Consider the following 20,670-nt stretch of genomic DNA (forward strand, 5'->3'; position numbering starts at 1 on the left):
CCGGAGAGTGCTGACCGGACTAGGCGAGGCGGCGCAGCGCCAGGACGGTGGTGTCGTCGTCGGCTTCCGGGGAGTCGGCGTAGTCGCTGCACAGCCTCACGAGCTCCTCGGCGGTGGCGGCCACGGTGTTCAGTGCGGCAGCGGTGGCCAGGGCCTGCTCGAGGTCGTCGAAGAAGTCCAGGAACCCGTCGGAGACCACCAGCAGCGTCTGCCCCGGCTCCAAGGTGTCGGTGTGGATCTCCCAGGTCCACCCCGCGACCAGGCCCACCGCCGGCCCCGAGTTGGACAGCCGCCGCGAGGCGCCGTCGGGGCTGAGGATCAGCGCCAGGCCGTGCCCGGCGTCGATGTACTCCAGCACCCCGGTCGAGGTGTCGAGCCGGGCGATGAACGCGGTGACGAACGCCCCGGCCTCCTCCAGCAGCGGCGTCAGCGCCCCGGCCGCACGCGCCATCGCCTCCGGGGCGGCGTTGTACTGGAAGGTCCCGCGCAGCACCGCCCGGGCCGAGGCCGCCAGCAGGGCCGCCGGGATCCCCTTGCCCATCACATCGGCCACCATGACCTGCAGGTCCTCGCCCAGCACCATCCAGTCGTAGAAGTCCCCGCCCAGGGATCTCGCCGGCAGACAGCGCCCAGCGGCTTCGATGCGGGCGGTGAGCAGCCCGGTGCGGGGCATGAGCATCTGCTGGACCTGGGCGGCGCGGTCCATCTCGTCCTGGGCGGCGAGCTCGCGCTCGACCCACCCGGCCATCTCGGCCAGCAGGCGACGCTCCCGCGCGTCCAGCTCCCTGGGACGGTCATCGACCAGGCACAGCGAGCCCACCGGCTCCCCGCCGGGGGCGTGCAGCGGGTGCCCGGCGTAGAAGCGCACCGGGTCCGGTCCGGCGATGAAGGCGCTGCCGGCGAACCGCGCCTCGACCACCGCGTCGGGCACCACCAGCGGGGCGTCGGCCTCGACGGTGCGGGCGCACAGCGAGTCGGTGCGGGCGGCGTGGACCAGCCCGTCCAGCCCGGTCTCGGCCTTGGTGAACTGCCGGTCGGCGTCGATGAGGTTCACCGCGGCGGCCTTCACCCCGAAGACCTGCTGGGCGATGCGCACCACCCGGTCGTAGCGCTCCTCCTTCGGGGTGTCGAGGACGTTCAGCGCGTGCAGAGCGCGCACCCGGGCTGCCTCCTCGGGGGTCCCAGCATCCACTGTCATGGCCCCTACGCTACCGGCCCCCGCGAGCACGGAGCCGCCCTGACTCCCGGTGAGCCTGACCGTAGCCAGCCACTGCACACGTCCCGCCGTGCCGTGCCACCACCAGCCGCCACCTCGAGGACCGGGTGGACGGCCTCGGATCGAGGATCGGGCCACTCCGGACAGGATTCTGTTCGTGCTCCACACCGGCTGCCGGTGGCGGGACCCGCCCCGCTCCCGGGCTGGGGGTCCGGGCACAGGGCAGGGCGCCGGCTGTGCGAGTGGCAAGAAGCCTGGTCCTGGGAGAAGCTCCTCGGCCGGCTTCCCGTCGGTGGGGTCGTTGCCTGTTCCGGGGCCCCCAGTGGGGGCTCCTGGGGCGCCTGGGCTCTTGGTTCCCCGCGTCGTTGGGGCCGAGGTGGTCGGGCGGGTGCGCTCACGGGTCCCTGGGGGGCTGGGTCGAGCGGTTCGCACAGGTCGAAGACGTGGGTGGTGAGCTCCTGGGCCTCCACCGCGTGGGCTGCCCACCACGATCGCCGGTCCGGGGCGGTCGAAGCTCACCTGGTGCCGTCGGGGGCGTGGGTTTCGAACCCTGTGCCGTTGATGGCGACCTCGTCGAGCAGGGCGGAGTCGGGCAATCGCTGGACGTCGGCGGTGGCGGTGCCGCGGTACGGCACGCAGGTGCCGCGGGTGCCGGCCGGAGGCCAGGGCACCTGGCCCGGCACGGCCGGGCCAGCCTGCGCGGACGGGACGATGGCGGTGATCAGGACGGCGGCGAGCGCCGAGACCCGGCGCGAGGTCGTGGGCATGACGAACCCTTGCTGCGAGTTGCCGGTCCCTGCGGACCTCCCCCCCCGGGGTGAGCCAGGTGGGGTGAGCCAGGTGGGGTGAGCCAGGTGGGGTGAGCCAGGTGGGGTGAGCCAGGTGGGGTGAGCCAGGTGGGGTGAGCCAGGTGGGGTGAGCCAGGTGGGGTGGCCGGCGGGCAGGGATCGTGGCGAGGACACACCGGCAGCGCACCAGGTGCCCTCGAGGACGCGGGCACGGCGGCGGCCGTGACCACGGACAATAACACGGCGCGGGAAGCGCGGCGTCATCGCCCCGTCCCGTGGGCCCAGTGTCACCCCGTGGACGCGGTCGTGGAGGAATCACGGCCCCGATGAGGCCGTGATGGCCATGCCTTTGCCTGGGCCATCACACGACGACAGGGGCGCGCTCCTCGACCTTGTGACGGGGCAGGGGCGTGCGGGGATGCCCGGCGATGGCGGTTGCCCCGGCTTCGAGGCACGCCGATCGACAGGCACAGCAGCCCGGGGCGGACCCTGGTGGAGGCTGCGGATCCGGCGTGGCCCGCAGGTCGCTGGAACGGGGAGTTGGGGAGCGGCGCCCGCTGAGGGGCGCTGCGCGGCCGATCGTGCGGCCGGCCTGGCCGCAGCCGCCCGGCCGCGCAGAGGTGGCTCGGTGGCAGCGTGGGCATGGGCGTAACGAAGGGACCACGCAGCGGTGCCAAGGGCCGGTGGAGTCCCACAATGGGGGTGACCTGGGTGGTCGCATCCGGAGAGGGGGTGATGGGGGTGCCTGAGGCCTCCGCACGGGAGCTGGTGGAGTTGTTCAGCCGGCTGCAGACCATCCTGCTGGGCCAGGACACCGCCCCCACCACGGTGGACCAGCTGGCGCAGCTGGCCCGGCACCTGATTCCTGGTGCGGAGGGGGCGGGGGTGGTCTTGCTCGAACCCGGCGGCGGGGAGATCACCACCACGGCCACCGATGCGGTGCTTGCCGCCGCCGAGGACCTCGAGCACGCCCTGGACGAAGGCCCCTGCTACAGCGCCTGGGCGACGGGACGGACCGAACGCGTGGAGGACACCGCCACCGACATCCGCTGGCCGGCCTGGTCCCCGGCCGCCCGTCAGCTGGGGATCCGCTCGATGCTGGCCACGCCGCTGATGTTCGGGGCCGAAGCCCTGGGCGTGGTGGAGGTCTACGCCACCACTCCGCACGCGTTTACCGCCGCCGATGAACGCACCATGGGCCTGCTGGCCGCGGCGGTGGCCGCCCTGCTGGGATCCGGACAGGCCACGGGCGCCGCTCCCCGCATCAGTGATGCGCTCCGGACGGTGTTCACCGACCGCCAGGCCCTCGACACCGCCACCGGTATCCTCATGGAGCGCCACCGTCTCACCCGCCCCGCAGCCCAGCGGCTGCTGGCCGAGGCCGCCCACGCCCACCACCGGTCCCTGGCCGAGACCGCCCAGTCCATCGTGGAGTCCCTCGCCGACCCGGCCGGGTGACCTCCTCCTCCGCGGCGCCCCTGCCCTCCCCGGGGTCAACGGTCGAAGGGCAGGTGGATGTTCAGCCACGCCGTCAGCCGGTGCTGCAGGGCATCGGCATCCCCGTCCCGGGCGTGCACCAGCATCGCGTCGCGCCCGAGCCGCTCCACCGCGGTGACCCCGTGGTGGGTAGTGAGTGCGGTGGCCATCCGTTCCACCAGCTGGGGGTGGTCGCCGGCGATGTCGGCGCGCACCCCGACGTCGAAGCCTTCCGGTTCGGCGACCACCACCACCGGCGGGTCCGGGGCCGGAGGGCGGTAGGGGGCCGCCTCGGACAGGTTCTTGACGGTTGCGGCGGCGTACTCGGCCAGCTCGGTGGGTCGCAGCGAGGGCTCTGCGCGTTTGAGCCGCAGCATCCCGCCCATGGGCAGCGTCGGGACGAAGACCTGGTGGCCGGCTCCGGTGAGCACCGGATGGTGGTGGAGGTGGTGCCGGGGATCCTGCGGTGAGCCCACCACCCATCTCGCTGTCGGGGCGCCGATGATGAGCACCTGGGCCAGATAGGAGACCAGTCCGTCCAGCAGGGTGAACATCGTCGCCGAGGGAATTTTCAGGCTGGTCACCGTGTGCCTGGCCCAGGAAGGCCACTGCTCGCGCGGCTGCACCGGGGAGTCGGCCGAGGGGTTGGCGGCCAGCTGTGCCTGGTGGTCGGTGATCCACGCCCACAGCGGGGTCAGCGATTCCGGGGAGGCATCCAGCAGCACCTCCGGGTCCATTCCCTCCGTGCGCAGCGCAGCGTGCAGGGCCTCCAGCGCCGGGGCGCGTTCGGTGAGGAACTCCTCCAGGGCGGCGATGGCCTGCTGATCGGCCATCCGCCGGTAGTGGGTCATCGGCACGGCCGGCTCCTACCCGCCACCGGGCTCCACCGTCGGCGGTGGGGTCCTGCCGGGGCCGGGGGTCATCGGAACGGAGTCCATGGGCCCTACCGTAGCCAGGACGCAGGGCGAAGTGGGGAGACCTGCCGTCGAGGGTCCGTCGGGGCGTGACCGAATGGTGAGCGGTCACCGGGGTGGTTCACCGACCACGCGGAGGTACACCGCCGACAGAGGTGCAGGGGTGACCGGAGGCGGAACGGGCTCCCAGCACGGTCCCTCCGCGGGTGGCCGGTCCGTTTCCTTGGCGGACCTTGTTGTCCACGAGGCGAAAGCCCGGCCAGGGGCAAACAGCCGTCACGGCGCTGGTCCGCCCTGCGGTTGCTCGTTCCGCCATCGATCATGCGGGGTGGCTCACGTGGCCCTCAGGCCGAGCCGCAATATCGCTGTGGCTGGGCGACACATTGGTGTGCTCCAGTGAATGACACTTCTTTCGCCCTGAGTGCCTCGTCGCGGTTTTCCGGGCGTCATCGGCTCCGGGTGGGATCGAGACGCAACCTCCACGGATGGCGCCTGGCCGGTGGCCAAGGCGCGGGGCAGGCTGGAGGCGCCGGCTGAGCGCCTCTCTGGCGTCCGCCGTGGAGGCCCGCAGGCGGATCGAGCGGGCTGCAGAGGCGCTGAGGGGACGCCACCACCGGGCGGTGCGCCCCGCCCGGGCACGGTCACCGGCGGCAGCCCGCCGATTGGGCCAGTCCCTGGCGCAGGTCGCCGATACCGTGCTGGGCGACCCTGGCCCACCCCAGGACCATGCCGGTCCCCACGGGTTGCTGTCCGTCGTCGAGCCGCCCGGTCACGAGTCGAGGCCCTGGCCGCCCGGGGCCACAGACCCTGGGGATCGGATTAGGTGTGTGCTCCGACTGGGGATGATGTCGCCAGTGGCGATCTGCGCCCCCGGCGGCCCCCCCCCTTCGGTGTCGGGTGCGGTGCGGATCGCTGGTGTCCCCGCCTTCGTGGGGACCCCGCGGGCTCTGCCATCCCCCATGCGCAGGGCCCGTCGTCTGTCCCGCCGCACCCGGGTAAGCGGCGGGGCGGCTGGAGACGGAACAGCCCTCACTGCGCCATCTCTGCCCACCGCTCCTTGGGCGGGGTGCCGGCAGGATCGCCCGCGAGGTCGATGCGGTCCGTGGCGCCACCAGCCCGGTCGAAAGAGGGACGTGGTGTCGGCGCCCTTGCTGAGACCGACCCGTCCTCGTCCCGCCGCACGGCGTGCCCGGCCACCCCGTAAGGCCCCACACCCCGCGGGCTGGATTGCGTGTCGCGAGCAGGGGCATGGTGCGCCGCCGGAACGGGGCTCTGTCCCCCGCACCGGGGTGGGGGGGCGGGACTGCCTGCGGGCCGGGTCAAGCCGGTGCGGCCCTCGGTGCAGCCTGCCGCGGACTACTGCTGGTCTGCGCGCCAGGACGGTCAGGTCCCCTATCGGGCCCGTTCCGTCACGGGGGCGCCGGCACGTACACTCGGTCCACCGCATCCCCCGGTGTGTGCGAGGAGAGCAGGATCGTCATGACCGGAACCTCCGACAGCGCTCCCGGTGGTTATGTGCTCACGGCCGAGGAGGGGACCCCGTTCTGGTTCCTCGGCAGCCTGGTGACCGTCAAGGTCGACGGGGCCCGCACCCGGGGCAAGCTCACCATCGTGGACTTCGTGAACCCGCCCGGGTTCGCCCCTCCGGTGCACCGTCACCTGGAGGAGGACGAGGTCTTCTACATTGTGTCCGGGCGGGCGCGCTTCGTATGCGACGGCACCGTCTTCGATGCCGGGCCCGGGGACTTCGTGTTCCTCCCCGTCGGTTCAGCCCACACGTTCCTCGTCGCCCCACAGGAGCCGCTGCACACCGTGCAGATCACCGTGCCGGCCGGTTTCGAGGAGTTCACCGCCGAGGCCGGCACCCCGGCACTCGAGCGGGTGCTGCCGGGCCCGGGGCCAGTGGACCCGGCCGCCCTGGCCGCGGCCGCCGCCCGCCACCACATCGAGATCCTCGGCCCGCCACCGGCCTCGCTCTAGCACCTGGTCCCAGCACCCGATCGGCCGTTGCTCGTGCTTGTTCGGTTGGCCGACCATGCCGGCATGCCGCGAGGAAGCACCAGTGGATGGTCGACGACCAGCCGTGGGAGCTGATCCCCCGCTCATCCCACCCCCGCGACCGCCTCAGAACCTTGGCGTGCGGCCTCGGATCGGTGGCCGGGCGGCCTTGGGGAGTCCTGGTCGTGCTCCATACCGGGTGCCGGTGGCGGGACCTGCCCCCGGAGCTGGGTGGAGGATGCGAGCACACGGCCCGGCGGATGCGCCACCGGCAGGAAGCCGAGGTGTGGGAGAAGCTGCACCAGCGGGTGCCCGATGAGCTCTGAAGAGAAGCAGATCCTGGACTGGTCCAGGGACAGCATTGACTCGGTGTCCGGGCGGACCCAAAGGGTGGCGAGCTGACCGGCCCCCATCCCCACGGACCGCCTGCCGCCACTCCTGCTGGCCGTCAGGCTCCCGAGTTGTGGGACCAGGTGCAAGGGGCAGGACCGTGGTCCAGGCACCACACCCACCGGCTCGGACGCGCTCTCCACCGCCGTCGCCACATGTACGGCGATCCTCTTGCTTCCTGCCTGCGGCACCGACTCGATCCAGCACGCTCGAGACAGCGCAGCCCCGCGCTGCTGGTTCTGCCGCACTCCCTAAGACCGGTGTCCGGTACCGGTGCGGTGGGGGGCTTGCCCGACGCCGCATCACTCCCCGGACGCTCGGGCGCATGCTGGGGTCCGCCGTCCCGATCCATGGCCGTGGTCGCCCGTGGCGGCACGGAGTTCTGAGGGCGCCGCGACCCGTGCGCGCTGGACCGGAATCGGTCATAGTGATGTCGCAGTGACTGTCGTCGAAGGAGACGTCATGGCCGATCACACGGGGGCCGGGCAGACCACGGAGCAGGGAACTGTCGGCCGGGCGCGCTGGGCCCGGCGGCGCCGGGGGACCGCCCCGCAGCGCCCGTGGCGCACCGAGGGCCTGCCGGGGGACGGAGAGGGGCCGCAGAAGCCGACCTGGTGGCGCTTCTGGGCGTGGCTGCTGGGGTGGTGGTTGTTGCTTTTCGCGCTGACCACCGTCCAGGACGTGGGCAGCGCCCAGGTGGCCGCCGTGCCCTACACCGAGTTCACCGCTCAGGTGCAGGACGCCAACGTCCGGGAGGTCTTCGCCCGCGGCAACACGATCGAAGGCGTCCTCAAGGAGCCGGCCGACCGTCCCGGTGAGGAGGACACCTACACCGAGTTCACCACCGAGCGGCCGGTTTTCGCCGACGACGACCTTCTCGCAGCCTTGCAGCGCAGCGATGCCCAGGTCAGTGCGACCCCGGTGACCACCGAGCGGGGCTTTCTGGCGAACCTGCTCATCTCCTTGCTGCCGGTCGCGGTGCTGGTCGGGTTCTGGTTGTGGGTGCTGCGCCGCCAGAGCGGTGCCATGGGCGGGATGCTCGGCGGCAAGAAGCCCCGCCGGGTGGACCCCTCCGAGGTGCGTGTCTCCTTCGACGACGTCGCAGGCATCGACGAGGTCGAGGATCAGGTCGTCGAGATCGTCGACTTCCTCAAGGACCCTGACAAGTACCGTCGCCTCGGGGCTCGGATGCCCAAAGGGGTGCTGCTGGAGGGCCCGCCCGGCACGGGCAAGACCTTGATCGCCCGGGCCACGGCTGGGGAGGCCGGCGTGCCGTTCTTCTCGGCCAGTGCTTCGGAGTTCATCGAGATGATCGTCGGGGTGGGCGCTTCGCGCGTGCGCGAGCTCTTCGCCGAGGCGCGCAAGGTCGCTCCCGCCATCGTCTTCATCGACGAGATCGACACTATCGGGCGCACCCGCTCGGCGACCGGTTCGGTGGGCGGACACGACGAACGCGAGCAGACCCTCAATCAGATCCTCACAGAGATGGACGGGTTCACCGGCACCGAAGGTGTGGTCGTGCTGGCCGCCACCAACCGCGCCGACATCCTGGACCCGGCCCTGACCCGGGCCGGTCGCTTCGACCGCAAGATCACCGTCGGGGTGCCCGACCAGCACGGGCGCCAGGAGATCCTGGCCGTCCACACCCGCACCGTGCCCCTAGCCCCCGACGTTGACCTCGCCCACGTGGCGCGTACCACCCCGGGGATGACCGGGGCCGATCTGGCCAACCTCGTCAACGAGGCGGCGCTGCTGGCTGCTCGGCGCGGGCGTGAGCAGGTGACGCTCCGGGACTTCACCGACGCGCTGGAGAAGGTCCAGCTGGGTGCTGAACGCTCCGTGGTCCTGCCCCGGGAGGAGCGGCTGCGCACCGCCTACCACGAGGCCGGTCACGCTCTGCTGGGCATGCTCCAGCCCGGGGCGGACCTCGTGCGCAAGATCTCCATCGTCCCGCGCGGTCGCGCCCTGGGAGTGACCTTGTCCACCCCGGACACGGACCGGTACGGCTATGACCGGGACTATCTCAGGGGCCGGATCATCGGGGCACTGGGCGGCATGGCCGCCGAGGAGGAGGTCTTCGGCGTCATCACCACCGGGGCGGAGTCCGACCTGCAGACCGCCACCGGCATCGCCCGGCAGATGGTCGGCCGGTGGGGGATGTCGCCGCGGGTCGGACCCGTGCAGGTCTACCCCCTCGAGGGCGACCCGCGGCAGGCGGGGGCGTCGGAGGCGCTCCTGGAAGCCGTCGACGAGGAGGTGCGCACCCTCGTCGCCGACTGCTACGCCGAGGCCCGCCAGGTGCTGGGCGACCACCGGGACCGGCTCGAGGCGATCGTGTCCACGCTCATGGACCGCGAGAGCCTGGACGAGACCGAGGTCTACGCCGTCGCCGGGATCGAACGCCGACCCGCCACCCCGCAGCTCGTCGGCGCCGTCCCCGGATTTCCGTCCCGGGAGGACACCGCCAGCGGCATGGTCAGCTCCCGCCGGGGCAGCACGTCGAAGCGGTGAGGGCCTGTCCCCCGCGGCCTCGAGCTGAAGCCGCTCCGGCAGCGGCGGCGTGGGCGTCGACCGGCCGCACGGCCGATCGCAGCTCGCCGCCACCTGCATCCTCGGGCCGGCACGTCCTCCACCACCAGGAGGCGGCGTGGCGTGCCCAGGACCTGTCGACCGCTCCATCACCGGCCTCCCCTATGAGCTCGTGACCACGACGGGCCCGGCTGACGCTGCCACCGCGCCGAGAACGGATCTTTCGCTCCCCGCCGGCGGTGCCTATCCTGGAAGTGTCCCAACAAGAGCACCTCCGGCCCCCGACGGGTCCACGGCCTCCGGTTGACGGCCGGCCCGACGTTGCGGGGGCCGGCGTCGAGGAGAGGAGGCAAGTGATGGCTGGACTGATGCGCAGGGACCCCTTCGACGTGCTGGAGCCGTTCCGCCGGCTCCTGGAAGGCGACCTGCAGCCCGGCATGCCAGTGTCCTGGCCCAAGGTCGAGGAGTTCCATGACGGCGAGGCCATGGTGATCCGGGCGGAGCTGCCCGACATCGACCCGGAGCAGGACGTGGAGCTCACCGTGGTCGATGACACGCTGCGCCTGCGGGCCGAACGCCGCCAGAAGTCCGAGCGCAAGGACAAGGCCACCTACCGCTCGGAGTTCCGCTACGGGTCCTTCTACCGCACCCTGCCGCTTCCGGCCGGGACCAAGGAGGACGACATCACCGCCACCTACAAGGACGGGGTGCTGGAGGTCCGGGCCCCGGTCAGGGGTGCCGACGAGTTGACCGGGACCAAGAAGATCCCCGTCACCCGCGGCTGAACCTGACGCCCTGACCAGCAGGGCGGCGGGGACCCGTGAGATGTTCGGGTCCCCGCCGCCCGCTCATGAGACGGGCCGCTGAGGCGCACAGGCCGACCGAGGCGATGGCCGTGATCGGCAAGCCCGCCCATCTGTGGCAGGCCTCGAAGCAGCGGGCACGTCCACCCTGCCACCGACGGCAACAGGCGAGATCGGGCTCGCGACGGCCGACCGGCGAGCAGGAACAGGGCGGTTTCGTCCTCCGGTATCCGCGGAGGCATGTGACGATGTCGCTCCTTCGCCGCACACGCCACCGGCGCGGTCATCTCGCGGGCCGGTGGGCGGCCCTGACAGCCCGTACCTGCACAACGGATCGGCCTCCGGTCACAGCAGGCATCCGGCCCCCGCCAGTTCCGCCTCGTAGCCCCGGGCTTGCAGGACAGGACCGAAGGCACCGGGGATCGTTCCCACGACCGGGTCGGTGCGGCACGTCCCGTGGAAGATCGTCAGTCAGAGGCGCCGTCCGCCTGCGGTCCACGGCGGCCCTGCCGGATGTGCACTGCTGCGGCGTGGGACTCCTGTGGTGTCAGGGGGGCCGGTTCAGGGGTTGGTGGCATGGCCGGAGGACAGTTGATGGAACCTGATCCGGTGCCGGCCGGTCCGGGTGCCGCCTTGGCCCGTGTTCGGGGCGTGGTACTGCAGGCCCGCACGGCCGCTGAGGCGGTGGCGCAGTGGGTGGAGGTCGCCCAGGAGCTGATCCCCATGGCGGCGAGGGCCGGGATCCCCGTGGTGGACCAGGACGGGACGTGCACTACCGTCGCGGCCACGGGCCCGGTCGTGGCTCAGGCGGATGCGCTGCAGCACGGGCTCGGGGAGGGCCCGTGCCTGCGGGCCTGGGACACCGTGGGCGTTCAGTACGTCCCTGATACGGCCACCGGACCCGCGGTGGCCGGCCTGGGGCCGGACCCAGGCCGCGGCAGGCATCCGCTCCGCACTGAGCGTCCTGCTGAGCTCGCTCACCGGCCCGGTGCGGCCCTGTTGAGAGTCGAGCGCACCCACCTGCGAGCTCAGCGCTGGAGCACCGACTTCCAGGGCGCCGTGGCGGCCCCGGGGCCGGATCGCACGCGCCGTGGGCGTGCTCATGGGTGCCCACCAGCTCTCCGCGGCCGCCGACGGCCTCCGGGACGCCTCCGACCCCTCGTCCTGGGGGCCAATCCCGTGATGGGTCCGTGCCACCCGCTCAGCACCGCGGGAACCGTCTCAGTCCTCCTCGGCGTTGTCGTTCTCGGCGAGGTCCGAGACGTACGGGGCCTGTGGCGGGGGCATCCGGGCGATCAGCTCGTTGGCCGCGTGCGCCAGCAGGTCCCGCTGGAAAGGCGGCAAGCTGAAGGACTGGTGCAGATAGGCGTCGACCTCCACCTCCCCCGCCTCACCCCCCATGCTGAAGTAGTGCAACCACAACTGCTCGCACCCGATCCCGGCACGCTGGATGGCCTGGCGCAGCAAACGGGCCTGTTCTCGGGCCATCGCCTCCTCACCCCCGGTGCTAGAACGTCGCGTCGGGGGAACGGTCCAGGACCGCCCGGGCGATCTCCGTCAACTCCCGGCCCTGGGCCCGGGAGGCCTCCAGCAGTGCCACGCGCGCCTGCTGCTGACCCAGCCCCCGACGTTCCATCACGATCCCCGTGGCCACGTCGACCATCTGGCGGTCGGACAAGGCGGTGCGCAACGCCTCGCTGAGCTTGCGCGGGGCCTCAGACGTCTGGGCGGCACCCAACAGGGTCGCGGCCGCGGCCGCCAAAAGGCTCAGCCGCCGCTCATCAGCGGCCGTGAACCCGTCAGCGGTGGTGGTGTAGACCTTCAGCGCCCCGATGCAGCGGCCCTTGTACAGCATCGGCGCACTCATCGCCGAGCGGACCCCCAGTGGTAGCACTTCCGCGCACCAGCGACGCCACCGGGTCTCGGTGGCGGTGTCGTCCACCCGCTGCAGCGCCTCGGTGGCCCACGCGCTCAGACACGGGCCCTCGCCCAGCTCGTACTGCAAGGTGTCAGCAGCTTCGGCGACCGCATCCGTGGCGCCGGTGGACATGGTGTGCCCCTGGTCGTCGATCATCGACGCCCCGGCACCGATCGCGGAGTCCACCACGTCCTGGGCGACCTCGGCCAGCTGCTCCACCGCGGTGGCGGCGCTCTCCCGGCTGAGCAACATGCTGTGGATGCGGGCGAAGACCGTGGTCAGTTCCGTGCCCGAGAATTCGCTGTCCATAATGGTCCCCCGGTCCGACGGACCCGCTCTCCGTCCCGGAACACCGGGGGCACAAGGGAATCCGGTCATTGACTGCCCTTGCCCCCAGAATACTCCGGACCACGTCAGCCCGTGAGCCCACCGTGCCGAGCCCGCCGCCGACAGTGCGCCTCAGTGCTGGGCACCACCTGGACCACCGTCCCCGTCGGTTCCTTCCGTGCCCTCGGTACCGCGGGCCGTCTCGTCCGGGTCGTCCGCCGGCACCTCGGAGGAGTAGGGAGCGCGGGTGCCGGAGCCGTGATCGACGAGTTCGTTGGCCGCATGAGCCAGCAGGTCGCGCTCCAAGCGCGGCAGCCGCAGGGCGTGATGGAGATAGGCATCGATCTCCACCTCCTGCACCTCCCCGCCCAGCCGGAAGTAGTGCAGCCACAACGCCCCCACCGCGAGGTCGGCGGCGTCCAGCGCCCGGGCCAGGCCGCGTGCCTGCTCCCGGCCCACCTCGTCGTCGTCCATCACAGGCCTCCTACCCTTCCCGGTCCGCCGGGCGGGCCAGGATCTGGCGGGCGACCTGTGCCAGGGGGCGGTCCTGGATCACAGCCTCGTGCAGCAGCGCTGCCCGGGCCTGTTCGAGGCCGGTGCCGTGGCGCTCCATCAGCACCCCGACCGCGACCCCCACCTCCTGGCGGTCCGCCAGGGCTGCCTGCACAGCAGCGCTCAGCCGGTGCGGGGCGTCGCCAGGCTGGTCGCAGCCCAGCAGGACCGCCACCGCCCCAGCAAGCAGACCCGGCGTTGTCTCGTCCTCTGCGGTGAAGGCACCGGGGTCACGGGCGTAGACCTTCATCGCCCCACCCGCCGTCCGCCGAGCACCGGCGGGGTGCTCAGCACCGAGCCGATGCCCTGCTCCCTGGCCGCAGCACACCAGCCCGGCCAACGGGCCTCGCTCGCCGTGTCGTCGACGCGCACCACTGATGCGGTCGCCCAGGCGCCGAGGCAGGGGCCTTCGCCGAGCTCGTACTGCAGGTCGCCGAGCTCGTACTGCAGGGCGTCGGTGGCCCCGGCGGATCTTGCCCGGCCGGTGCAGTCGATGAGCGAGGCGCCGGCCCCTGCGGCGGAGCCGATCACGGCGTGGGCGACCTGGGCGAGCTGGTCCACCGCCGTGGCAGCGTCCGGCTGGCTCAGCGGCATCCCCTGGATGCGGGCGAAGGCCATGCCCAACTCGGACACCGGAGGATCAGGGTTCATGCGGGCTCCACCGGTCGTGACGGCGACCGGAGGTCACGTCCCGGCTTCGGAGATCGCTCCGCTCGGCGGGGTGCGTCTGCGTAGTTCGCCCTGGTCCTGGACGTTCAGCCTACGCCCCATTCCGCTCCCTGCACCCCCCTCCACCTGCCTGCCCCGGGACGGCCAGCACGCACTGCGCGCACCACCGCCTCCACACCCCCGTACCGACTCTTCGCACCGTCGACGGAGGAGCGCCCTGGACAGCACCGCGCAGCAGGCCGCCCGCAGTCCTGCTTGCCCGCCTCGAAAGAGGAAGCGCCTGGCGGGCCGGGCGGTGCACGCGGCTTCCACGGCGAGCGCCGCCCCCTCCGGCTCCGACCGCGGACCTGCCCGGGCCGTCGTCCCGGCCGCTGCCTTCACACAGCACTACGGCACCGCCACCACCGGGCGATGGCAGCCCCTCGCCGAGGACGGCACGCTGTGCGTGGACCTCGCCGGAGAGGGCACCGTCGTCACCGGCAACCGCACCGAGGGCTCCCGCGGCCCCACCGCTACCGCGGCGGCCACAGAAGCACCCCGGGGCCACGACGAGGAGAACACACCACGGAGGCTGACTGACCGCTGGGCAAGCTCCCTCGACCGTCACCGTCGCCCCGGACGGGCGCGACCACGGCAGCGACCTCTGTGCCGCCGACGCCCAGCGGCTGCGTGAGGAGCTGCGTCCGCCCGCGGCCGCGTCCCCGCCCGGCCTGCGCACTCCGCCTGAGCCGGCACAGGCGCGCCCCAGCAGACACACGGCGACGGGACTGCTGAAGGTCCTCATCGCCTCCTGGTCCGGAGGGCGGGGCCCAGCGGAAAGCCTTCGCCGAGCTGGGCACGGCTCCGCCTGTACCCTGACGGGGTGGTGGAACAGAGCGTGTGGATGAACAAGGTGCAGGCCGATCCCGGGCACTCGGCCTGGTACGTCGAGCGGTTCCGAGAGCTGGCGGCCGCCGGAGAGGACATCGTCGGGGAAGCCCGGCTGATCGACGCCATGGTCTGCCGCCGCTCACGGATCCTGGACGCCGGCTGCGGAGCCGGCCGCAATGGCGGTTACCTGCACCACGCCGGGCACACCGTCGTCGGGGTCGACGTCGATCCCGCCCTCATCGCCGCCGCCCGCGCGGATCATCCCGGGCCTCACTGGATCATCGGGGATCTGGCCGAACTCGATCTGCCCGCCGGCGGGATCCCCGAGCCCTTCGACATCATCCTGTGCGCCGGCAACGTCATGGCCTTCCTGGCCCCGAGCACACGCACCGACGTCCTGCGGCGCTTCCAGCGGCACCTGGCCTCCGGAGGGCGCGCGGTCGTCGGGTTCGGTGCTGGGCGCGGCTACCCCTTCGCCCAGTTCCTCACCGACGCCGAGCAGGCCGGTCTGGTGCCCGACCTGCTCCTGTCCACCTGGGACCTGCGGCCGTTCCGGGAGGACAGCGACTTCCTCGTGGCCGTGCTGCGCGGTGCCACAGCCCCGCAGCCCTGACACCGGGACCGCCGAGCTGCACCGCGAGCAGCCCGGGACCACGCTTCCGGGACCGGCTGCCAGGCACCGAGCACCGGGGACAGCGCGAACCACCAGCCCCGTCCCGGAGCACCTGAGGGCCCACCCGACAGAAGACGTCCCGCCCTCCTCGGCCTGCGGCACCCATGCCGGGGTCCTCCACCGGTGGATGCTGCTCCTCGAGGAGAGGCGCTGCGCATGGAGCTCACCGGGCCCAACGGCGCCCTCACCGGCCACCCCGCGGACGAGGGCGCCGAGGCGGTGCCCGTCGGCCTCGCGGCGCACGAGCACGACCACGCCCGGACCGGCCGGCTCGTAGGCGGTGCACAGCACCATCTCCCCCGCCCGCAGGCTCGACCCTGCCCGGTCGGTGCACACCCGACACCGGGACGGGGAGCAGCTCCCGGCCGAGGGGGTGGGGTCGGAACCCGCCCTCACCCCGATGCCGGGGGCCACCGGGTCCGAGGGCCGGACGGGTCTTCGCCCGCGCCCGACTGCTGAGCGAGGTCGGGGGCCACGACTGCTACGGCGGCACCCGCACGGTGGACGCGCACGTGCGGCGGCTGCGCGCCGACCACGAGCACCTGATCACCACGGTGCACGACGTGGGCTGCAGCTCCACCGCCACCCCACCCAGGATGAGCCGAGCGCCTCCCCCGTTGGCCCGGCGGAAGGCCGCGACGGGGCCGACACGTGCTGGGCCCAGGGAGGACGGAACGAGTGGTCCGGCCGTCCCGGCCGACCTCTGCACCGCTCGGTTCAGCATGCTCCGCCGCGCCCAATGCTCCGCAGCCCGGGGCCGCACCGACGGGACTCATCTCCACGGCCCTTTGTGGAGGGGAGGTCACACTGGGCCTTCCCTCCGTCCAGTGGGTACGGGCGTCGCCGACGGTCGGTAGCGTGGTCCTGGCAGGCGTCGACGGGTCGGCGCACAGCACCGACGGAAGGACGAGGAGATGGCCACCTCCCAGGACTACGGATTCGACCACGACGCCCTCGCGCTGACGGACGACGAGTTCCAGCACCTCCTGCAGGCCCAGCCGGAGAAGTACCCGGAGCACCTGCGGATCGCGGCGTCGCTGGATCGTTGGGTCGCCACCGTCAAGGACCGGCTGGCCTCCGGCGAGGTGAACAGCCTGGACCACCAGCGCCTTGAGGGGTTGCTCGTCGCGCTGCCCGAGGTCGCCACGGCCCTGCGACGAGGACAGTTCCTCCCGGGCCACCAGCACGGGGTGCCCACGGAGGCACAGCTGGAGACCGCAGAACGCGCCGCCGATGCCAAGCTCCGGGCCGCGTCCGAGGAAGGCTTCAACGGCTGATCACCGCCCAAGGCCTGGCTCACGGGCCGGTCTGGCCGGGGGTGCCCGGATGTCCTGGGTGAACCGGCCGAGGTTCACCGGGTCCGCCCTCAGTGGCTGCAGCTCGGGAGGGCGCTGCCCCGGGCGCAGATCACGGCTGCACCGGAGCGCGGCGTAGGGCGCCAGGTGGTTGGCGGCCCGCACCGGACCATCCCGGCACCGGAGGAGCCACATCCCCTCGACCGGGTTCAGCACCCGCAGCGCCGTTTCCTCCTTTCCCCGCTGTGCAGTTGTTCGGCGGAGGCCAGCATGCTCCGCATCGACCGGCGGCGCCTGTGGGAGGGCTGCGGCGCAATACTAAGCCGACTGGTCAATGGTGCGGGAAGCGCCTAGTCTGGAGAACTGGTCCAGCAGCAGGCCGAGACGTCCTCGTGTGCGAGAAGGCAGCCGCTGTGAACCATCCATCCTCCCCGACCGGTCTGGTCGGCTCCCACGGCACCGTGGACGAGCACGTGGGCCATCGATGAGGGTCACGGTCTTCGGCGCGACCACGGAGCTGGGGCGCCAGGTGGTCGCCGACCTGCTCGTCCGCGGTCACGCAGTCACCGCCTGCCTGACGGACCGCGACCAGGTCCCCTCGGACTTCGGGAACGGGGTGCGGATCGTGGTCGGGGAGCTCACCGACGTGGCGACCGTGGCCGCGGGCGAGGCGGTAATCAACGCCCTGGACCCCCGCACCACCCGCCCGGAGCACCCCCTCGTTCCGGTGACGACGACCGCCCACATCGTGGGGGCGATGCACCGCCACGGGATCCGCCGCTACGTCGGCTACACCTGCCCCACCATCCCCCTGTGCCCGCACGAACGGGCGCCCGCCCGGGTCCGTGCCCACCGTCTGCACGTCAGCTGGTTCCACTCCCGGACCCAGGAGCAGTTGACGCAGATGGCCCGGGTGGTCACCGCCTCGGGGCTGGACTGGACGCTGGTGCGCTTTCTCCAGCTGCACACCGGGGACGCGCGAGCTGTGGAGTACGTGGGGCACTTCGGCCGGCGCGCGGTCGGCACCAGGGCCACCGTGGCCGGCATCGCCGCCACCGCCGCCCAGGCCTTGGACACCGACCACCTCCGCGCCGCCCCTGCCGTCAGCACCTGAGACCACGGGGTCCGCACAGGAGCATCCGTCCGGGACCCGTCCCTGCGCCCCCCGTCTCGGCACCGCGCTCGATCACCGACGGACGGACGCCTCACACACCGACGGGTTCCGCCCATCCCGCGCAGGCCGGACGGGCCCCCGGACATCCCCGCATCCTCGCGCACTCCAAGGAGAGACGACCACCATGGTCACCGACTACGACGCCCCCCGCACCAGCCCGGAGGACGAGCCGGCCAACGAGCCGCTGGAGGCCGCCCGGGCCCCGGGCACCCTCCAGGTCCCGGACATCGACGACGCCGAGGACGACACCGTTGAGGGCGTCGACCTGCCCGTGGCGGATCTGTCCGCAGAAGAACTGACCATCCAGGTCATCCCGGAACGCGACGACGAGTTCGTCTGCGACTCCTGCTTCCTGGTCCGCCGCCGCAGCCAGCTCGCCCGCGCCACCGACGGCCACCGGTACTGCACCGAGTGCGAGAGCTGATGCTCGTGCACCGTTCCGGCCGCCCCAGGCTCCTGACCGCGGAGGAGACCCGGGCGGGGACCCCAGGCGGCCGAAAGAACAGTAAACTGAGGGACAAGAGGGGGTCAGTGAGACGAGACGCTTTCTTCGCTGACGGAGCCGGCAGCGGCCATCGCGCCAGCCCGACCATCCCCATGGAAGTCCGGGCACCCCATGTCCTCTGCATCCCCTGAGTCCTCCCCCGGTGAGCTGGCCGCCGTCTTCGCCCAGTTGCACGGCATGCTGCTGAGCCGGCAGGACGCCACCTCGGCCGTCCACCACCTCGCCCAGGCCGCCCAGCAGATGATCCCCGCCGCCACCGGGGCTGGGGTCTCGCTGCTGGACGAGGACGGCACCCGGATCTCCACCGCCGCCACCGACCCGGCCGTGGAGGCCGCTGATGCCGCCCAGTACGAGCTGGGCCAGGGCCCGTGCCTGAGCGCCTGGGCCACCGGAGAGCCCCAGCGGATCGAGGACACCACCACGGACCTCCGCTGGCCTCAATGGCAGACGACGGCGGCGGAGGCCGGGATCCGCTCGGTCCTGAGCACCCCGCTGGTGCACCGGGGTCGGGCCCTGGGAGCGCTGAAGGTCTACGCCCCCACCCCGGCAGCCCTCGGCTCGGAGCAGGAGCGGCTGCTGGGGCTGTTTGCCGACGCGGTGTCCACCCTGCTCGGGTCGGCCCAGACCAGCGACGCCCCGGTGCGGCTGAGCGCCTCCTTGCAGGCGGCCCTGTCCTCCCGAGGGGTCGTCGGGCTGGCCACCGGGGTGCTCATGGCCCGGGACCACCTCGGTCCCGAGGCGGCCCGCACCGCGCTGCTGGAGACCGCCCGCGCCCAGGGCCGGCGGGTGGCCGAGGTCGCCGCCGACCTCCTGGTCGCCGCGCAGGACCGGGGCCGCGACCAGGACGGGCGGCGGTGAGAGGAATGGGTGCCGACGACGAGGCGGTGGGCTACGAGCAGGCGCGCTGTCTGCGGGCCACGATGGTCGCCGCCGGCATCGACCGGGGCCGGTTGTGGCTGTACTACTTCAGCATCGGCGGGGACGTGAGCGAGTTCGAGGTCGACGCCTACCTGCACCACTCCCTGACCCTGCCGCGGCTGCAGCGGGACCTGCTGGCCCAGGCCGCCAACGAGATCCTCATCGACCTGGCCCCGCCCAAGGCGCCCTCCGCCGCCGACCTCCTGGAGGAGCAGACCTCCCGTGCCGCCGGTCACGACCGGCAGGAGCACAGCACCCCCGTCCAGGACTCCGATGTGCTGGACCACGACGACCCACACCATCCCGAGACCTAGCTGTATTTCCCCGGGAGGTTGTGAACGCGGGCTGCGGGGACGAGGCCTCCGATGCCGGTGTGGGGTCGGTGGTGATTGTAGTGATGCACCCAGTCCTGGTAGGCGGCCGCCCGGGCCTGTTCTGAGCTGTAGGGCCGGGCATAGGCCCACTCGGCGGCCAGGGTGCGGTTGAAGCGTTCAACCTTGCCGTTGGTCTGGGGCCGGTAGGGGCGGGTGCGCTTGTGCGCCACCGCCGGCCCCAGCGCGTTCCGGAAGGCGTGGGAGCGGTAACAGGCGCCGTTGTCGGTAAGCACCCGGATCACGGTGATGCCGTGACCGGCGAAGAAACCCGCTGCCCGGGACCAGAAGGCGGCTGCGGTCTCCTTGCGCTCATCGGTCAAGATTTCCGAATACGCCAGCCGCGAGTGGTCGTCCACGGCGTGGTGGAGGTAGGCGTAGCCGACCCCATGGCGGCGGTCTCGGTGCCCGGCCGCCCGGCCCAGCACCCGGTGCCCGCCTCCATCGGGGATCCGTCCAAGTTTCTTCACATCCACGTGCACCAGGTCCCCGGGGCGGGGTGCTCGTAGCGCACCGGCTTGGCCCGGCGCACGGGCAGGCCGGTGGCTTGGTCCAGATGGGCCAGCAGCGGCATCCGGTGCCGGGCCAGCACCTGCCCGACCGTGGAGTGGGCCAGACCGAGGTGGTAGCCGATCCGGTGCGGACCCCATTGGCGGGTGGCGCGCAGAGCCAGGATCCGGCGTTCGGTCCGCCGCGGGGTCCGGTGCGGACTGGTGTGCGGGCGGGAGGACCGGTCGGTCATCGGTTCCCCGGCCCGGTACCGGGCCGCCCACTTCGCCGCGGTGGCCGGGGCGCACTGGAATCGCTCTGCCGCCCGCCGGACCGGCCATCCATCGTCCACGACCAGCTTGGCCAGGCGCAGCCTGCCGGTGGGTGTCAGCGGGGCGTTAGGGTGAGTCACGAGGACCTCCGGTGGGTCGAGGAAGGTGTGGTAACCCCTTCGATACCGGAGGTCCTCACCTCATGTGCTCACGCCACGCTGATCACAACGTCCCGGGGAAATACACCTGATATGTAGGGGATTCTTGTCAAGAGGGCAGGGTGAGGCGCCGTCCGGAGTGATCCGGACGGCGCCTCTGTGTGGTCCTACCGGTGGTGACCGGGGAGCGTGTCGTAATTCGACGCGCGGTCATGCTGATATTCGCGGGTTGGGTACCGCAGGACGGTGTTCGGCTGGAGCGGACCGCTTGTCTAGGATCGAGCGTCGCACCGCAACAACGAGGCCGCGGGGCTGCTCATAGTTGTTTCGCGGATCGCTCCACGCGCTGCCTCCCGGCAGCACCG

19 protein-coding genes and 1 pseudogene are annotated in these 20,670 nt (G+C 72.3%); 11 read left to right on the plus strand and 9 right to left on the minus strand.

Annotated features, from left to right (window positions below):
- Window positions 1-19: 19 nt before the first annotated feature.
- Together M3185_RS04685 and M3185_RS04695 are read right to left on the minus strand one after the other, a co-directional pair.
- A complete protein-coding gene (locus tag M3185_RS04685; protein WP_251332516.1) occupies window positions 20-1,198 on the minus strand; it encodes a PP2C family protein-serine/threonine phosphatase in 1,179 nt (392 codons plus the stop codon).
- Between the two features lie 533 nt (window positions 1,199-1,731).
- The gene (locus M3185_RS04695; protein WP_251332697.1) at window positions 1,732-1,983 is read right to left on the minus strand and encodes a hypothetical protein; all 252 of its coding nucleotides are present in this window, start codon (window positions 1,981-1,983) and stop codon (window positions 1,732-1,734) included.
- 762 nt (window positions 1,984-2,745) lie between these two features.
- Between M3185_RS04695 and M3185_RS04700 the strand changes: the two genes are divergently transcribed.
- The gene (locus tag M3185_RS04700) at window positions 2,746-3,462 is read left to right on the plus strand and encodes a GAF domain-containing protein (protein ID WP_251332517.1); all 717 of its coding nucleotides are present in this window, start codon (window positions 2,746-2,748) and stop codon (window positions 3,460-3,462) included.
- Between the two features lie 35 nt (window positions 3,463-3,497).
- Here M3185_RS04700 and M3185_RS04705 read toward each other — a convergent pair whose 3' ends face one another.
- A complete protein-coding gene (locus tag M3185_RS04705; protein ID WP_251332518.1) occupies window positions 3,498-4,337 on the minus strand; it encodes a hypothetical protein in 840 nt (279 codons plus the stop codon).
- Window positions 4,338-5,873: 1,536 nt separating this feature from the next.
- On the opposite strand from M3185_RS04705, the gene M3185_RS04710 reads away from it, so the two are divergent.
- From M3185_RS04710 to M3185_RS04720, 3 genes are all read left to right on the plus strand, one after another.
- A complete protein-coding gene (locus M3185_RS04710; RefSeq protein WP_251332519.1) occupies window positions 5,874-6,374 on the plus strand; it encodes a cupin domain-containing protein in 501 nt (166 codons plus the stop codon).
- An 870-nt stretch (window positions 6,375-7,244) separates the two neighbouring features.
- On the plus strand, window positions 7,245-9,293 hold the full coding sequence (ftsH, locus tag M3185_RS04715; RefSeq protein ID WP_251332520.1) for an ATP-dependent zinc metalloprotease FtsH: 2,049 nt from the start codon (window positions 7,245-7,247) through the stop codon (window positions 9,291-9,293).
- Window positions 9,294-9,667: 374 nt separating this feature from the next.
- Complete coding sequence (locus tag M3185_RS04720; RefSeq protein ID WP_251332521.1) at window positions 9,668-10,096, plus strand: Hsp20/alpha crystallin family protein; 429 nt, start codon at window positions 9,668-9,670, stop codon at window positions 10,094-10,096.
- 1,239 nt (window positions 10,097-11,335) lie between these two features.
- Here M3185_RS04720 and M3185_RS04725 read toward each other — a convergent pair.
- The 5 genes from M3185_RS04725 to M3185_RS04745 form a co-directional block, all read right to left on the minus strand.
- Window positions 11,336-11,602 carry a hypothetical protein gene (locus M3185_RS04725; RefSeq protein ID WP_251332522.1) on the minus strand — a complete coding sequence of 89 codons (267 nt, stop codon included), beginning with the start codon at window positions 11,600-11,602 and terminating at the stop codon, window positions 11,336-11,338.
- Between the two features lie 19 nt (window positions 11,603-11,621).
- Window positions 11,622-12,341: a GAF and ANTAR domain-containing protein gene (locus M3185_RS04730; RefSeq protein WP_251332523.1), complete on the minus strand. Its 720-nt coding sequence runs from the start codon at window positions 12,339-12,341 to the stop codon at window positions 11,622-11,624.
- Window positions 12,342-12,491: 150 nt separating this feature from the next.
- Window positions 12,492-12,833, minus strand: coding sequence for a hypothetical protein (locus tag M3185_RS04735; RefSeq protein WP_251332524.1), 342 nt, complete (start codon window positions 12,831-12,833; stop codon window positions 12,492-12,494).
- A gap of 10 nt (window positions 12,834-12,843) precedes the next feature.
- Entirely contained in the window at window positions 12,844-13,161 is a 318-nt protein-coding gene (locus M3185_RS04740) for an ANTAR domain-containing protein (RefSeq protein WP_251332525.1), read from the minus strand.
- Window positions 13,158-13,562: a GAF domain-containing protein gene (locus M3185_RS04745; RefSeq protein ID WP_251332526.1), complete on the minus strand. Its 405-nt coding sequence runs from the start codon at window positions 13,560-13,562 to the stop codon at window positions 13,158-13,160. The genes M3185_RS04740 and M3185_RS04745 overlap by 4 nt, the downstream gene beginning before the upstream one ends.
- 880 nt (window positions 13,563-14,442) lie before the next feature.
- Here M3185_RS04745 and M3185_RS04750 point away from each other — a divergent pair.
- From M3185_RS04750 to M3185_RS04780, 7 genes are all read left to right on the plus strand, one after another.
- Window positions 14,443-15,063 carry a class I SAM-dependent methyltransferase gene (locus M3185_RS04750; RefSeq protein ID WP_251332527.1) on the plus strand — a complete coding sequence of 207 codons (621 nt, stop codon included), beginning with the start codon at window positions 14,443-14,445 and terminating at the stop codon, window positions 15,061-15,063.
- A 164-nt stretch (window positions 15,064-15,227) separates the two neighbouring features.
- The gene (locus M3185_RS17505) at window positions 15,228-15,980 is read left to right on the plus strand and encodes a winged helix-turn-helix domain-containing protein (RefSeq protein WP_374238465.1); all 753 of its coding nucleotides are present in this window, start codon (window positions 15,228-15,230) and stop codon (window positions 15,978-15,980) included.
- A gap of 57 nt (window positions 15,981-16,037) precedes the next feature.
- The gene (locus tag M3185_RS04760; protein WP_251332528.1) at window positions 16,038-16,400 is read left to right on the plus strand and encodes a hypothetical protein; all 363 of its coding nucleotides are present in this window, start codon (window positions 16,038-16,040) and stop codon (window positions 16,398-16,400) included.
- A gap of 502 nt (window positions 16,401-16,902) precedes the next feature.
- Complete coding sequence (locus M3185_RS04765; RefSeq protein WP_251332529.1) at window positions 16,903-17,532, plus strand: NAD(P)-dependent oxidoreductase; 630 nt, start codon at window positions 16,903-16,905, stop codon at window positions 17,530-17,532.
- Window positions 17,533-17,716: 184 nt separating this feature from the next.
- Window positions 17,717-18,016 (plus strand): DUF4193 family protein, encoded by a 300-nt coding sequence (locus M3185_RS04770; RefSeq protein ID WP_251332530.1) that lies wholly within the window; start codon window positions 17,717-17,719, stop codon window positions 18,014-18,016.
- A 192-nt stretch (window positions 18,017-18,208) separates the two neighbouring features.
- Window positions 18,209-18,955, plus strand: coding sequence for a GAF and ANTAR domain-containing protein (locus tag M3185_RS04775; protein ID WP_251332531.1), 747 nt, complete (start codon window positions 18,209-18,211; stop codon window positions 18,953-18,955).
- Window positions 18,952-19,329 (plus strand): hypothetical protein, encoded by a 378-nt coding sequence (locus M3185_RS04780; protein WP_374238466.1) that lies wholly within the window; start codon window positions 18,952-18,954, stop codon window positions 19,327-19,329. Before M3185_RS04775 ends, M3185_RS04780 begins: the two co-directional genes overlap by 4 nt.
- On the opposite strand, the pseudogene M3185_RS04785 reads toward M3185_RS04780, so the two are convergent.
- Window positions 19,326-20,287: pseudogene (locus tag M3185_RS04785) on the minus strand (IS481 family transposase). The gene M3185_RS04780 and the pseudogene M3185_RS04785 overlap by 4 nt on opposite strands.
- Window positions 20,288-20,670: the final 383 nt, after the last annotated feature.

The sequence above is a fragment of the Kocuria rosea genome, assembly GCF_023715525.1.
GTDB classification, from domain to species: Bacteria; Actinomycetota; Actinomycetes; order Actinomycetales; family Micrococcaceae; genus Kocuria; species Kocuria rosea_A.

Coding starts and splice junctions, on each gene's coding strand:
- M3185_RS04695 (WP_251332697.1), bottom strand. CDS start 1,983: ATGCCCACGACCTCGCGCCGGGTCTCGGCGCTCGCCGCCGTCCTGATC.
- M3185_RS04775 (WP_251332531.1), top strand. CDS start 18,209: ATGTCCTCTGCATCCCCTGAGTCCTCCCCCGGTGAGCTGGCCGCCGTC.
- M3185_RS04735 (WP_251332524.1), bottom strand. CDS start 12,833: ATGGACGACGACGAGGTGGGCCGGGAGCAGGCACGCGGCCTGGCCCGG.
- M3185_RS04740 (WP_251332525.1), bottom strand. CDS start 13,161: ATGAAGGTCTACGCCCGTGACCCCGGTGCCTTCACCGCAGAGGACGAG.
- M3185_RS04760 (WP_251332528.1), top strand. CDS start 16,038: ATGGCCACCTCCCAGGACTACGGATTCGACCACGACGCCCTCGCGCTG.
- M3185_RS17505 (WP_374238465.1), top strand. CDS start 15,228: ATGCCGGGGTCCTCCACCGGTGGATGCTGCTCCTCGAGGAGAGGCGCT.
- M3185_RS04730 (WP_251332523.1), bottom strand. CDS start 12,341: ATGGACAGCGAATTCTCGGGCACGGAACTGACCACGGTCTTCGCCCGC.
- ftsH (WP_251332520.1), top strand. CDS start 7,245: ATGGCCGATCACACGGGGGCCGGGCAGACCACGGAGCAGGGAACTGTC.
- M3185_RS04720 (WP_251332521.1), top strand. CDS start 9,668: ATGGCTGGACTGATGCGCAGGGACCCCTTCGACGTGCTGGAGCCGTTC.
- M3185_RS04745 (WP_251332526.1), bottom strand. CDS start 13,562: ATGAACCCTGATCCTCCGGTGTCCGAGTTGGGCATGGCCTTCGCCCGC.
- M3185_RS04725 (WP_251332522.1), bottom strand. CDS start 11,602: ATGGCCCGAGAACAGGCCCGTTTGCTGCGCCAGGCCATCCAGCGTGCC.
- M3185_RS04710 (WP_251332519.1), top strand. CDS start 5,874: ATGACCGGAACCTCCGACAGCGCTCCCGGTGGTTATGTGCTCACGGCC.
- M3185_RS04765 (WP_251332529.1), top strand. CDS start 16,903: ATGAGGGTCACGGTCTTCGGCGCGACCACGGAGCTGGGGCGCCAGGTG.
- M3185_RS04685 (WP_251332516.1), bottom strand. CDS start 1,198: ATGACAGTGGATGCTGGGACCCCCGAGGAGGCAGCCCGGGTGCGCGCT.
- M3185_RS04770 (WP_251332530.1), top strand. CDS start 17,717: ATGGTCACCGACTACGACGCCCCCCGCACCAGCCCGGAGGACGAGCCG.